The organism is Microbacterium sp. W4I20, assembly GCF_030816505.1.
GTDB lineage: Bacteria > Actinomycetota > Actinomycetes > Actinomycetales > Microbacteriaceae > Microbacterium.
The window spans coordinates 639,739-652,621 of sequence record NZ_JAUSYB010000001.1 but is presented as its reverse complement, the minus strand read 5'-3'; the positions used below and the strand labels follow the sequence as shown (position 1 = coordinate 652,621).

The following is a 12,883-nucleotide window of genomic DNA, read 5'->3' as shown; positions in this document are numbered from 1 at the left end:
CTCAGCCCGCTGCGGGCGGCACGGGCGGGTACGTCTGCGCCGGCGGGTAGGTCTGCGACGGCGGGTACACAGGTGCGCCCGCCGGATCGGTGGAGGCGTCCCGAGAGGCACGGTGCACGAGGGCGATGACCAGGGCGGTCAGCCACCCCCAGATGAGTCCCCAGGATGCACCGGCGACGCTGATCTGCGAGAACTGCGTCATGAGGATCTCGGACTGCTCCGCCGGGATCTGCAGCACCAGCAGCATGAGCGGGGCCCGCACGAGGCCGGCGATCCACGAGGCGATGATCACCGCACCCCAGGTCCCGAAGAACACCGCCGCGGCACGTCCGGGCAGCGCGGAGCGGACGATCATGCGCACGAACAGCCAGGTCAGCCCCATCAGTACGACGAGGGCGACGAGCATGGCCACCACCGCGAGCGGCTGCACCCGCGGCCGGATCGCGAAGCCGATCGGATCCTGCAGGATCAGCAGCCGGGGGAGGCTCGCGACGTTCGCGAGCAGGAACAGGAAGTTGATCAGTCCGCTGACCAGTGCCCCCACTCCGACCATGATCGCTGCGACGACGGATGCTCGGCCTGCTGCGGTGCGGTTCATGCCGCGAGTCTAGGGGCGACCCGCTTACTCCGCGGGGAACTCGACCCGGTCGGTGCATTCCGCCGTGGCGGGGGACAGCCCCGGCTGGATGCGCGAGGAGATCGTGTCGACGACCGTCTGGAAGTCGATCTGCTCGCCGCGACGGATGTTCACCTCCACCGCAGGCTCCCGTCCGTAGGTCACGAGGCGCTGGCGTTCCTCCTCCTGCTCGAGCACCAGCCAGTCGACGCCGCCGAGGGTCGTGCAGACGAGCGCCGACGGAGCGGGCGGTTCCACGCCGCACCGGAGGACGATCGTCGGATCACCCCAGGCCGCGGTCGCCTGTGCGTCGGTCCACACGCGATCGAATCCGCCGACGGTCTCGGGCAGCCGCGCGGAGACGGCGGCACAGCCCGGATCGTTCGCATCGTCGGCGGGTTCGAGGTGCACGGTCGTGGAGCAGCCGGCGAGGGCGGCGGCCAGGGTCACCGCACCCACGAGGGAGGCGAGGCGACGGGAACGGAGCATGCTTCCAGGCTACCTTTGACAGCATGCCCTCCCGACCCGACGCCGACGACCCGCGCCTCGGCGACATCTCCGAGGGGCGTATCCTCCAGGCGATCCTGAGCCGCACCGTGCAGGGCACGCACACTCTGCTGGGACCCGGCGATGACGCGGCAGTCATCGCGACGCCGTCGGGCTCCGTCGTCGCGACCACGGACACGCTCGTCCACGGCCCCGACTTCCGGCTCGCCTGGTCCAGCGGCTACGACCTGGGCTGGAAGGCGGCGGCCGTGAACCTCGCCGACGTCGCTGCGATGGGTGCGCGCCCGACAGCGCTGCTCGTCGCCCTCGCCGTCCCGCGCGATCTGAGGCTGTCGTTCGTCGAGCAGCTCGCCGACGGATTCCGGGAGGCCTGCGCCGCGCTGGCACCCGGGTGCGCGGTGGTCGGCGGCGACCTCACCGTCTCCGACGTGCTGACGGTCGCCGTCACCGCGCTCGGAGACCTCGAGGGGCGAGCGCCCGTGACACGCAGCGGGGCGCGGCCCGGTGATGTCGTCGCCGTCGCCGGTGAGCTGGGCCATGCGGCTCACGGACTCGCGGTGCTGTTCGGCCGCTTCCGCGAGGACGGCGTCCCCGTGCCCGTCGACCCGTCGAAGCTGGCCACGGGCGAGCGCGCGGCGTTGTCGGCGCAGTTGCGGCCGTCACCGCCGATCGGGCTGGGCGCCGTGGCGGCCTTCACCGGAGCGACGGCGATGATGGACGTGTCCGACGGCCTGGCCTTGGACGCGCGACGCATGGCCGCGGCATCCGGTGTCACGATCGCCCTGGATGGAGCGGCGCTGGGCGACGACCCGGAACGCGCCATCGCCGGCGGCGAGGACCACGCGCTGCTCGCCACCTTCCCGGAGGGATTGCTGCCCCCCGGGTTCCGCATCATCGGCGAGGTCCGCTCCGCGGGCGACGAGGATCTGCTCTGCGACGACCGCCCCGTCGATGTCTCGGGCTGGGATCCCTACCGGGACTGGGACTCCGTCTCGGGCTGAGCTGCGTCAGCCGCGGCTGTTTCTGCCGGAGCATCCTCGCCACCTGACGGTTCCGCCCACCACAGCGCGGTGTCGCCGTAGGACTTCTCCCGGATGAGGTCGAGTCCTGCGGCCGCGAAGTCCGGCGGGGTGGATCGACGTGCGCGCTCGACCACGACCAGCGCGTGCGGCGAGAGCGACGGAGCCAGCGCGACCAGGTCGGCCGTCATCGCCGCATCGTCGATGTCGTAGGGCGGATCGATGAACACCAGATCGAAGGGGCCGGAGGCCCGCAGCAGGAAGGAGTGCACGGCGACCTCGTGGACCCGGGCCCTCGCGTGGCCGCCCGCCTTCGCCACCACAGCCGCGTTGCGCCGGATGATCCCGGCGGCCTGACGGCCGCGCTCGACGAGGTCCGCTTCGGCGGCGCCGCGGCTCAGAGCCTCCAGTCCGAGTGCGCCGGACCCGGCATACAGGTCGAGCACCCGCGCCTCGGCGATAGCGTCGGCCGACTCCAGTGCGCCGAAGAGCGACTCGCGCACCCGATCGCTGGTCGGACGCGTCCCCGCACCCGGTACTTCGAGTCGTGCTCCGCGGGCTCTTCCGGCGATGATCCTCGTCACCCGTTCACGATACGACAGTCGCGCGCTCGTCGTGTCCGCCGTGTTCCCTAGACTCGGAGCATGCCGCTCACGCTCGATTCCTCGCTGGAGGACGCCCTCGGCGCGGTCCCCGCGAAGTCGCTGAACCGGGCGTTCGCCATGAAGACGGTGGGAGACCTGGTCTCGCACTATCCGCGGAGGTACGCCGACCCGGGGGAGTTGACCCCCATCCGCGATCTGCCGCTCGGCGAGACCGTGACGATCGTCGCCGAGGTGCTGTCCTCGAGCTTCCGTCGCATGCGCAATCGCCAGGGTGCGATGGTCGACGTCGTGATCGGCGACGGGATCGGGCGCATGTCGCTGACCTTCTTCGCCAAGAACATCGGCGCGGCCGAGTGGCGATCCAAGGATCTCGCGGTCGGCCGACGCGGAGTCTTCTCCGGCAAGGTCGGGATGTTCAACGAGGTCACTCAATTCGCCCATCCCGAGTACGAACTGTTCGACGATGAGGATGCCGCGCGGCGTCGGGCCGATGCGCGGGCGGCGGTGCTGATCCCGATCTATCCCGCCACCTCCACCCTGCAGACCTGGCAGATCGCGAAGTTCGTCGGCCGCGTCCTCGACGACCTTCCGTCGGTGCCCGACCCTCTTCCGGAAGACGTGCGCGTCGGGGAAGAGCTCCTCACCGCCAAGGAGGCACTGGACCTCATCCATCGCCCGCGCACGCGGAACGACATCGATCCCGCCGTCCGCACTCTGCGCATGCACGAGGCGCTCACGCTGCAGACCGCACTGCTGCAGCAGCGGGATGCGGTGCGCGCGCTGTCGGCCACTGCCCGCCCCGCCCAGCCCGGAGGTCTGCTGGAGCGATTCGACGCGAGTATGCCGTACGACCTCACGCCCGACCAGCAGACGGTCGGCGATCAGGTCGCCCGCGACCTCGTCGGATCGTGGCCGATGAACCGTCTGGTGCAGGGAGAGGTCGGTTCCGGCAAGACGCTGGTGGCGCTCCGCGCGATGCTGCAGGTCGCGGAATCGGGCGGACAGGCCGCGTTGATCGCGCCGACCGAGGTGCTCGCGGGTCAGCACCTGCGCTCGATCTCGAAGATGCTCGGTCCTGAGCTCGCGCCGCTCGTGATGCCCACGCTCCTCACCGGCCAGCTGCCGGCCGCAGCCCGGCGCAAGGCTGCACTGCGGGTCGCGTCGGGGCAGGCGCTCATCGTGGTCGGCACGCACGCGCTGCTGGGGGAGAAGACGACGTTCGCCGACCTCGGACTCGTCGTCGTCGACGAGCAGCACCGATTCGGGGTGGAGCAGCGCGAGGCGTTGCGCGCGAAGGGATCGAGCCCGCACGCTCTGGTGCTCACCGCCACACCCATTCCCCGCACCGTCGCGATGACGGTCTTCGGCGATCTCGACACCTCGGTGATCCGCACCATGCCCGCCGGTCGTGCCGGGATCGAGACGTTTGTGGCTCCCCTCGCCGAGCATCCGGAGTGGTTCAACCGCGTGTGGGCGCGAGCCGCAGAGGAGATCGCCCAGGGCAGGCAGGTGTTCGCGGTCTGTGCCGCGATCGACACCACGAAGAAGACCGCGGAGCCGGGGGAGCCAGCGCCCGTCGAGCCCGAGGGCGCCAGCGGCCCGCGCTGGGGCGTGGTGCAGCTCGACGAGGCCCTCGCGACGCACCCGCAGCTCGGCGGACTCCGTCGGGCGGTGCTGCACGGCAAGATGCCCTCCGACGAGAAGGATGCCGTCATGCAGGCCTTCGCCCGCGGTGAGATCGATCTGCTGCTGGCCACGACCGTGATCGAGGTCGGAGTCGATGTGCCGAACGCCTCGACGATGATCGTGCTCGACGCCGATCGGTTCGGGGTGTCGCAGCTGCATCAGTTGCGCGGGCGTGTGGGTCGAGGCGGTGTGCCGGGGCTCTGCCTTCTCGTCACCGAGGCCGAGACGGGCTCGGTCGCCCGGGAGCGCGTCGAGGCGGTCGCCGCGACCCTCGACGGCTTCGCCCTGGCCGAGGTGGATCTCGAGCTGCGCGGCGAGGGCGACGTGCTGGGAGCTGCGCAAGCGGGCGTCCGTTCCTCGCTGAAGCTGCTGCGCGTGGTGAAGGACGCGGGGCTGATCACCCGCGCAAGGGAGGTCGCCGAGGAGATACTCACGGCCGACCCGGAACTGTCGCGGCATCCGGGGCTCCGCGACGTCATCGCCCGACGCGTGAGCGACGAGGACCGCGCGGCACTGGCGAAGAACTGAGCGCTCCACGGTGCCCTAGGCTGGAGCGATGAGCAGTCGGATCGCCGTCGTCCCGGGTTCGTTCGATCCGCCGACCCTGGGTCACCTCGACGTGATCCGCCGGGCCGCGAAGCTGTACGACGAGCTGCACGTGCTCGTTGTGCACAATCCCGGCAAGGAGGCGATGCTGCCGATCGCGCAGCGCCTCGCGCTGCTGGAGCGGTCCATCGACGAGGACGGCATGCCGGGGACGATCGTGATCGGCTCCTGGAGTATGGGGCTTCTGGTCGACTATGCCCGCGATGTCGGAGCCGGGGTGCTGGTCAAGGGCATCCGGTCGCAGATCGACGTCGCGTACGAGTCGCCCATGGCGATCGTGAACCGGCATCTCGCCGACATCGAGACGGTCTTCCTGCTTCCCGATCCCTCGCACGCGATGGTGTCGAGCTCCCTCGTGCGACAGGTGGCGTCTCTCGGCGGCGACGTGACGCCCTTCGTCCCACCGGCCGTCGCGGCGTTCCTCGACACGGGCGCGCGCGGCATCTGAGCCGCCTCCTGCCGAGTCCCGTTCGGCCCGGTCGCAGGCATACCCGGGTAGCATGGCCGGGTGCGATCTCGACTGAACGGCCCATTCATCCTGCCCGCCCGCGACATCGTCCGACGCCCGGGCGAGATGCGCGAACATGCTTTCACCGTGACCCTGGCCGAGACCTGGGGCGAGGGAATCGTCACCTTCGAGAAGGGGTCGGAGATCGACCTCGACGTGCGCCTCGAGTCGGTCCACGAGGGCATCCTGGTCTCCGGAACAGCGGATGCCGAGTACGTCGGAGTGTGCGGAAGATGCCTGATCGACATCGCTCGGCCGGTCGAAGTCGAGTTCCAGGAGCTTTTCGCGTATCCTGGTGAGGAAGAAACTGACTTCGAGGTTCAAGACGACCACGTGGATCTTGAAACTCTTGTCAGGGATGCGGCCGTGTTGTCGCTTCCATTTCAACCGGTGTGTCAGCCGGATTGCCCCGGGCTCGACCCGAACACGGGTGAGCGACTGGCCGTGAGCACCGTAACGGAGCAGGTGGCTCCCATCGATCCTCGATGGAGTGCGCTCCAACAGATCACAGACCAGGACGGCGCGGATGAATCTCGTGCCGCCGAGAAAGAAGAGAGCTAGTCATGGCTGGTAACCCCCCGAAGCGCAAGGTCTCCCGTTCGAACACCCGCTCGCGCCGCGCGCAGTGGAAGGCGGCGCCCATCGCGCTCGTCAAGACCATCGAGAACGGCAAGGTCGTCTACAGCCGTCCGCACCAGGCGAAGGTCGTCACGGACTCGCAGGGCACCGAGCTCTTCCTCGAGTACAAGGGCCGCAAGGTCGCCGACGTCTGAGTCGCGAACCGATCGTGACGGAGGTCCCCGGGGGGACGAGGCCTCTCCCAGAAAAGCTCCGCGTCGACATCGACGCGGAGCTTCTGGAGTTGGCGCTCACCCACCGCTCCTACGCCTACGAGCACGGCGGCATCCCGCACAACGAGCGCCTGGAGTTCCTGGGCGACTCGGTGCTCGGGCAGGCCGTCACGGTGATGCTGTTCACCACCCACCCCGACCTCGACGAGGGTGAACTCGCGAAGCGTCGGGCGAGCGTGGTCTCGACCGTCGCCCTGGCCGAGGTCGCTCGTGGAATCGATCTGGGGCGCCACCTGCTCCTGGGCCGCGGCGAAGAGCAGACGGGCGGCCGGGACAAGGACTCGATCCTGGCGGACACGATGGAGGCCGTGATCGGCGCCACGTACCTCTCGGCGGGTCCGGAGGCGGCCACCGAGCTCGTGCTGCGATTCACCGAGCCGCTGCTGGCGGACCCTGAGCGGTACGGCGCGGCCATGGATCCGAAGACCAGTCTGCAGGAGCTGGCCGCTCGGGTCGGCGCCACCCCGCCCCGGTATTCCGTCGAGGCGAGCGGGCCGGATCATGATCGCCGCTTCACGGCGACGGTCGTCGTCGGCGAAGTGCGGATGACCGGTACCGGCAGCAGCAAGAAGACCGCCGAGATGGCGGCTGCTCTCAGCGCCTGGCGCCTGCTGAACGAGCGTGCCTGAGCTTCCCGAGGTCGAGGTCGTCCGTGCAGGGCTCGCGCCCGCAGCGATCGGCTCGGTCATCACCGCCGTGAGCGTGTGGGACGACCGTGCGATCACGCGGCATCCCGCCGGCGCAGCGGACTTCGTCGGGCGCCTCGAGGGGCGGACCTTCTCGGACGCTGCACGACGAGGAAAATTCCTCTGGCTTCCGCTCGCCGACACCGAGTCCGCGCTGATCGCTCACCTCGGGATGAGCGGCCAGATGCTGCTGCGCACCCCGGATGCCGTCGCCGAGAGACACGAGCGGGTGCGCATCCATCTGGAGCACCCGACTCACGGGGAGCTCGCGATCGTCTTCGCGGATCAGCGTACCTTCGGCTCGCTCGCCGTCGACGATCTGGTGCACGACGGTCCCTCGCTCATCCCCACCCAGGTCAGCCACATCGCCCGGGATCCGATGGACGTGCTGTTCGACGACCCGCGATTCCGCACGGCGCTGCTGCGCAAGCACAGTGCCATCAAGCGAGTGCTGCTCGACCAGGGCGTCGTCAGCGGGATCGGCAACATCTACGCCGACGAGGCGCTGTGGGCTGCGCGCATCCACCCGGAGACCGCGGCGGATCGGCTGTCGACCGTCGCGGTGAACCGGCTGCTGGCCGAGGTGCGCGCCGTCCTCGCGAAGGCCCTCGCCGAGGGCGGGACGAGTTTCGATGCGCAGTACGTGAACGTCAACGGCCAGGCCGGCTACTTCGCGCACTCGCTGAACGCGTACGGCCGCGGCGGACAGCCGTGCCCGCGGTGCGGGTCGCCCATCCGCCGCGAGTCGTTCATGAATCGGTCCTCGCACTACTGCCCTCGGTGCCAGCGCCGACGCTGATCCGTTTCACGCCGTCTGGAACGCTCGGGCGAGCAGCGGACGCGTTGCCAGGGTGCTCGCCCAGACGACCCCGATGCCGATCGCCACGACCAACGCGATCGTGAGGAGCGAGAGGGGAGCCGTGATCAGTGCGATTCCCACGAGAGGGAAGACGAGGATCGCCGCACACAGTGCCGAGCCGATCGCGGTCACCAGCAGCGGCGACATGATGGCACGGCGGCGCGCTCGATCGACGGTCTCCAGCGGCATGCCCAGGTGATGCAGGCTGCGGTGCAGCTCGCGCTGGTCGAGTACATCGGATGCCTGGTTGACGCCGACCGATGCCGCCACCATCAGGAACGACCCGATGAGGGTGATGACGAGGCCGGTGCGGATGTCCGCCGCGAGTGCGGCGTCGGCGGCCGAGGTGTCGGACGCGCTCATCACGTTCAGCAGTGCGACGCCCGTGCCGGCGAACACCGCCATGAAGCTCGCCATCGCGATGCCTCCGACCTGCCGCCACGCCGCCTTCGGGTCGTCCAGGACGATGCGGGCCGCGAGGAGTCGCTCGGGCTTCTCTGCCCGGCGGAGCTGCCGCGAGGCGGAGACCTTGAGGACCCAGGGCCCGACGAGGTTGAGCACGGCGAGCACGGCGGCGAACAGTCCGGCGAGCACGACGATGGTCGTGACGAGACCGCCGATCGAGGGGAACACTTTGATCAGCACGAAGGCGACGGCGACGGCGCCCGCGGCGAGGACGGCGCGAATCCAGTGCACGCCGGAGGCGGTCGACCGAGTGCGCACGCCGAGCGGCGAGATCACGACGCGGCGCAACCCGATCACAGCGCTGACCGCCGCGAGCAGGAGCACACCGAGGAACACGGCGCCGATGGAGAGCGGCGGCAGGACGACGGCGCCGAATCCGAGCGGGTCGCCACGGAACGGGATCAGGCCGATCAGCGGGGAGAGCGCCACGTGACCGAGGACCCCGGCCACAGCTCCTGCAGCGGCGACGAGAACCGATTCCGCGACGGTCGCCACGGTCACGCCGCCGGGAGACACACCCAGCAGGCGCAGAGTGGAGAGGCGCTCATCCCGTCGGCGCGCGGAGAGGCGGGCCGCCGCTCCGCCGAGCGACATCAGCGGAACCACCAGCAGCACCAGGGCGATGGCGGCGAGGGCCTGATACACCGGGGCGAACTCGTCGGTCCAGCCCCAGAAGGACTGCGCCCCGCCGATGACGGTCAGGACGAGGGTCGTGACCACACCGAAGGCGACGACCGGGAGAGCGATGACACTGCTCTGGCCGGGTGCCGGTCGGAGCAGCAGAGCGAGCACCGAGCGGTTCATGCCGACACCGCCGAGGAGAGGATGCGTCCGTCGCGGACGGCGACCGTACGTGTGCACCGTGCGGCGACGTCGGGGTCGTGGGTGACGACGACGAGGGTGCGTCCCTGGCCGGTGGTCGACCAGAGGAGAGCGTCCATGACCTCCGCGGAGGTCTGGGAGTCGAGTGCGCCCGTCGGCTCGTCGGCGAACACCAGTTCGGCGCCGGTCGCCTGGGCGCGGGCGATCGCCACGCGCTGCGCCTGACCGCCCGAGAGCTCGCCGATGCGACGATCCTCCATGCCGGCGAGCCCGAGCGCCGCCAACCATGCTGCGGCATGCTGCACGGCGTCGCGGCGCGGGATGCCGTTGATCATCGACGCGAGCGCGACGTTCTCGACGGCGGTCAGCTCGGGGATCAGCAGTCCCTGCTGGAAGACGAAGCCGAACCGCTCGCGCCGCAACCGGGACCGCGCGGATTCGCTCATGCCGGTGACGTCGACCGGCGCCCCTTCGGCGGGGCGGAAGATCACCGACCCGGCATCCGGGGCGATGATGCCTGCGAGCACATGGAGGAGGGTCGTCTTGCCGGAACCCGATGCGCCCATGATCGCGACCGACTCGCCGCGGTGGATCGCGAGATCGACGCCGGCGAGCGCGCGAGTGGTTCCGAACGACTGGGAGAGGGCATGTGCTTCGATCACGGGGATGTTCATGCTTCCAGCCTCGTGATCGCGCAGCGCCGGGGCGTCGGCCGTGCGGATGACGATGCAGGCCCGACGTCATCCCGGAGAATGAGATCGGGCCCGCACCGTTCGCTCAGATCTTCTTCTGCCAGGCGCCCGCGTACGACACCGGCACGAAGCCGATCGCCTCGTTGATGCTCAGCATGGGGCGGTTCTCCTCGGCGTTGAAAGTCGACACGACGGCCGACAGCGGCATCAGCTCGCGCCAGCGCAGCAGGTTCGCGCACTTGACGATCGTGCCGAGCCGGTGTCCGCGGTGGTCCTTCGACACCAGGGTCCCGAACTGATGGGTCACCCCGGAACGGTCGGCGGCGATGAGCAGCTCGTTGTAGGCGACGAGCTCACCCGTCGGCTCGTGTCGCACGGCCACCACCGAGACCGCCTGACCGGCCGCGGTGAGACGCGCCTCCCGGCGCACCACACGGTCGGCATCCCAGTGCTCGGCGGCGAAGTCCATGTCGCCGCTCGGCGCGTCGGTCGACAGTCGGGCCAGCACGGCGGCGAACCCCTCCCGAAGCTCCGGCGGAGTCGGCATCATCCACTCCACGACACGGTAGTCCGAGCCGGCGAACGCCAGCGCGTCCGCGAGCGCCTTGCGCTGCGGTTCGGCGTCGCCGCGCAGGTCGAACTCGCTGTTGCGCTCCACCTGCTCCAGCACGAAGCCCCGGGATTCGAGCAGATCGCTGAGCGGGATCGCCGGGATCCGTCCCCAGCCCGTGCGCGGCACGAGCATTCGCTCCGCCTCTTCGGGGCGGTGCAGTGACCAGATCTGCACGACGCTGCGCCCGCGCGCCCGCGCCTCTTCTTCGGCGCGCTCCATCAGCGCTTGCTCGACTCCGCGCCCCCAATGCTCGGCGGGCACGAGAAGGTCGACCTCGGCGGCGTGGGCATCCGTCTCCTGGGCGAAAGCCATCGTCACCATCCCGACGATCCGGCCTTCCAGGCGGGCGACGAATCCGAGGTCGATGGAGTCGGTGTCGTCCTGCCAATCAGGCAGCATCTGCGCAGCATCCGGGGCGAGGTCGGGAATCCCGACGGCCTCGTCGCAGATCAGACGGTTGAGGTCGCCGTACGCGCGGAAATCCGCGGCGTCGGCATTCTCCAGCGAGGCAGGGACGATCAGTCGGTCGATCGTCAGTGCGACGGTCTTCATGTCAGTTCCTTCTTCCAGGCGCCTTCGTAGGCGGTGGGGGTGAAGCCCAGGGCTTCGTTGATGGAGAGCATGTGCCGGTTCTCCTCGGCGTTGTAGGTGATCACGCTCGGTGATCCCGGTGCGACCTCGGACCAGGCGAGCAGCGCCGCGCACTTGACCAGCTGACCCAGCCGATGCCCCCGGTGCTCCTTCAGGACGAGGGTGTCCTCCTGGTGCGTGACCTCCGCGCGATCCGGACCGATCGCGAGCTCGGTGAACGCACTGAGTTCGCCGGTGAGGACGTGCTCGGCGGCGGTGACCTGCATCGTCTGGCCCATCTCCGCGATCCGTGCCTCGGTCTCGGTCAGGCGCGCGACATCCCAGATCTCCTCGTCCATCTCAAGGCCGGCGGCCGGAGCGTCGGTCGACATGCGCGACTTCAGCCAGGCGTACCCGGCGGCCCGGTCCGCGGGCGTCGGCAGCATCCACTGCACGATCCGATAGTCGGCCGCCGCGGCACCGGCTTCCGCGAGGAGATCTCGCGCGCGCTGCACTGCCTCCAGCGACAGCTGGAGGTGACTGACGCGGTAGACCTGCTCCAGGCGGAAGCCCTGACGCATCAGGAATCGCGCGACATGATCCTCGGGCACGCTGCCGAAACCGGTCGGGGCCTCGATGCGTGGTCCCGCGCTCGGCTGCTGCTCGGTCCAGTTCTGCAGGACCGTGCGTCCATGCTCGCGAGCGACGGCTTCCAGATGGGGGAGCACGGCACTGCCGATGCCACGGCCCCAGACCTGCGGTCGCAGCTCGATCGACACGATCGCCACCCGGGAGCCTTCTTCGTGCGGGATGTTGACGACCGCGCGTCCGACCATCTCGTCAGCGATGTACACCGACCACGAGAAGGTCGTGCGATCCGTGCGCGAACGCAGGATCGGCAGGAGAGCCTCCGGGGTGAGGGCGTCTTCGTCTCGGCCGGTGATCTCGCGATAGACCAGATTGCGGACGCGGGCGAGTTCGCGGAACTCGCCCGCGTCCGCCGCGTCCGCCCGTGCCGGGAGCACGAGCGGACGCAGGGTCGCGTCGGCGGTGAGCGGGATGGTCATGATCTGATCTCCGTTCAGCGCATGCCGCGCTGCAGGTCGAAGGTGAGCAGGGCGTAGGACTCCGCCGCGGACCGGTTCCGCTCCGCGAGGGAGCGGGGATCGGCGGGGTCGGTGTGCAGGCCTCGGCGCACGGGCCGGGGGCGCTGCGCCCGCTGGAGCAGCCAGAGGCCGATCCGGAGGGACAGACGATCCGAGAGCGCGAGCTCTCGCAGTTCGTCGGGGCGGGGGATCTGGAGGACCTCGTGGTCCTCGGTATCGGGCGGGTGGGCAAGGCTGCGGTGCAGCGTCGTGTTCACGATGATTCCTTCGAGATGAATGATGAGTGGAGGCGCGGAGGCGGCACCAGCGTCTGCCGAAGCGGACGGGGCGGCGCGGGAGGCGGCAGCGCATCGGTCCGCGAAATGCGGATGCCGAGGGGCGGCGGGAGATCCGTGATCTGCGGAGAGATCAGACGGTGGGGCGCGGACGAACCGACGAGAAGAGGCCCGCTACGGGCCGGAGTTCTCGGGCTGCGGTTCTAAGACTGCGCGCGGGAGCGGTCGCCGGCGGTTACCGAGAACGCGAAGCGCGGCGCAGAGTGCGCGGGCGCGGTGAGGCCTGTGGCCTGTGCGTTGAGCTGAGTCATCATGATCGGTAACCTCCTTTCGTGTGGCGATCCGGAAGTCACCGTAGCGAACGATCGCCGAGAACGTCAAGCACAGCATCGGGGTC

General features: G+C 69.8%; 15 protein-coding genes. 7 read left to right on the top strand and 8 right to left on the bottom strand.

Annotated elements, in window-relative coordinates; genetic code table 11:
- Position 1: 1 nt before the first annotated feature.
- On the bottom strand, positions 2 to 598 hold the full coding sequence (locus tag QFZ21_RS03235; RefSeq protein ID WP_307374381.1) for a hypothetical protein: 597 nt from the start codon (positions 596 to 598) through the stop codon (positions 2 to 4).
- A gap of 24 nt (positions 599 to 622) precedes the next feature.
- Positions 623 to 1,105, bottom strand: coding sequence for a DUF3515 domain-containing protein (locus QFZ21_RS03230; RefSeq protein WP_307374380.1), 483 nt, complete (start codon positions 1,103 to 1,105; stop codon positions 623 to 625).
- 23 nt (positions 1,106 to 1,128) lie between these two features.
- Between QFZ21_RS03230 and thiL the strand changes: the two genes are divergently transcribed.
- Complete coding sequence (thiL, locus tag QFZ21_RS03225; protein ID WP_307374378.1) at positions 1,129 to 2,124, top strand: thiamine-phosphate kinase; 996 nt, start codon at positions 1,129 to 1,131, stop codon at positions 2,122 to 2,124.
- Here thiL and rsmD read toward each other — a convergent pair.
- Entirely contained in the window at positions 2,094 to 2,726 is a 633-nt protein-coding gene (gene rsmD / locus QFZ21_RS03220; protein WP_307374376.1) for a 16S rRNA (guanine(966)-N(2))-methyltransferase RsmD, read from the bottom strand. The genes thiL and rsmD overlap by 31 nt on opposite strands.
- 60 nt (positions 2,727 to 2,786) lie before the next feature.
- Between rsmD and QFZ21_RS03215 the strand changes: the two genes are divergently transcribed.
- The 6 genes from QFZ21_RS03215 (at position 2,787) to mutM (ending at position 7,883) form a co-directional block, all read left to right on the top strand.
- Positions 2,787 to 4,961, top strand: coding sequence for an ATP-dependent DNA helicase RecG (locus QFZ21_RS03215; RefSeq protein WP_307374374.1), 2,175 nt, complete (start codon positions 2,787 to 2,789; stop codon positions 4,959 to 4,961).
- A 28-nt stretch (positions 4,962 to 4,989) separates the two neighbouring features.
- Positions 4,990 to 5,487: a pantetheine-phosphate adenylyltransferase gene (coaD, locus tag QFZ21_RS03210; protein ID WP_307374372.1), complete on the top strand. Its 498-nt coding sequence runs from the start codon at positions 4,990 to 4,992 to the stop codon at positions 5,485 to 5,487.
- 126 nt (positions 5,488 to 5,613) lie between these two features.
- Positions 5,614 to 6,108, top strand: a complete 495-nt coding sequence (locus tag QFZ21_RS03205) for a DUF177 domain-containing protein (protein WP_307374370.1) — start codon at positions 5,614 to 5,616, stop codon at positions 6,106 to 6,108.
- A gap of 2 nt (positions 6,109 to 6,110) precedes the next feature.
- Positions 6,111 to 6,320, top strand: coding sequence for a 50S ribosomal protein L32 (rpmF, locus tag QFZ21_RS03200; protein WP_105668338.1), 210 nt, complete (start codon positions 6,111 to 6,113; stop codon positions 6,318 to 6,320).
- A gap of 14 nt (positions 6,321 to 6,334) precedes the next feature.
- Positions 6,335 to 7,027 carry a ribonuclease III gene (gene rnc, locus QFZ21_RS03195; RefSeq protein WP_307374367.1) on the top strand — a complete coding sequence of 231 codons (693 nt, stop codon included), beginning with the start codon at positions 6,335 to 6,337 and terminating at the stop codon, positions 7,025 to 7,027.
- On the top strand, positions 7,020 to 7,883 hold the full coding sequence (gene mutM / locus QFZ21_RS03190) for a bifunctional DNA-formamidopyrimidine glycosylase/DNA-(apurinic or apyrimidinic site) lyase (RefSeq protein ID WP_307374366.1): 864 nt from the start codon (positions 7,020 to 7,022) through the stop codon (positions 7,881 to 7,883). The genes rnc and mutM overlap by 8 nt, the downstream gene beginning before the upstream one ends.
- A 6-nt stretch (positions 7,884 to 7,889) precedes the next feature.
- Here the strand turns inward: mutM and QFZ21_RS03185 are convergent, their stop codons facing one another.
- From QFZ21_RS03185 to QFZ21_RS03165, 5 genes are all read right to left on the bottom strand, one after another.
- Positions 7,890 to 9,212, bottom strand: a complete 1,323-nt coding sequence (locus QFZ21_RS03185) for an FtsX-like permease family protein (RefSeq protein ID WP_307374364.1) — start codon at positions 9,210 to 9,212, stop codon at positions 7,890 to 7,892.
- Positions 9,209 to 9,904, bottom strand: coding sequence for an ABC transporter ATP-binding protein (locus QFZ21_RS03180; RefSeq protein WP_307374362.1), 696 nt, complete (start codon positions 9,902 to 9,904; stop codon positions 9,209 to 9,211). The genes QFZ21_RS03185 and QFZ21_RS03180 overlap by 4 nt, the downstream gene beginning before the upstream one ends.
- A 103-nt stretch (positions 9,905 to 10,007) precedes the next feature.
- Positions 10,008 to 11,087, bottom strand: coding sequence for a GNAT family N-acetyltransferase (locus QFZ21_RS03175; RefSeq protein WP_307374361.1), 1,080 nt, complete (start codon positions 11,085 to 11,087; stop codon positions 10,008 to 10,010).
- On the bottom strand, positions 11,084 to 12,172 hold the full coding sequence (locus QFZ21_RS03170) for a GNAT family N-acetyltransferase (protein WP_307374351.1): 1,089 nt from the start codon (positions 12,170 to 12,172) through the stop codon (positions 11,084 to 11,086). Before QFZ21_RS03170 ends, QFZ21_RS03175 begins: the two co-directional genes overlap by 4 nt.
- A gap of 14 nt (positions 12,173 to 12,186) precedes the next feature.
- A complete protein-coding gene (locus tag QFZ21_RS03165) occupies positions 12,187 to 12,468 on the bottom strand; it encodes a hypothetical protein (protein WP_307374349.1) in 282 nt (93 codons plus the stop codon).
- Between the last annotated feature and the right edge of the window lie 415 nt (positions 12,469 to 12,883).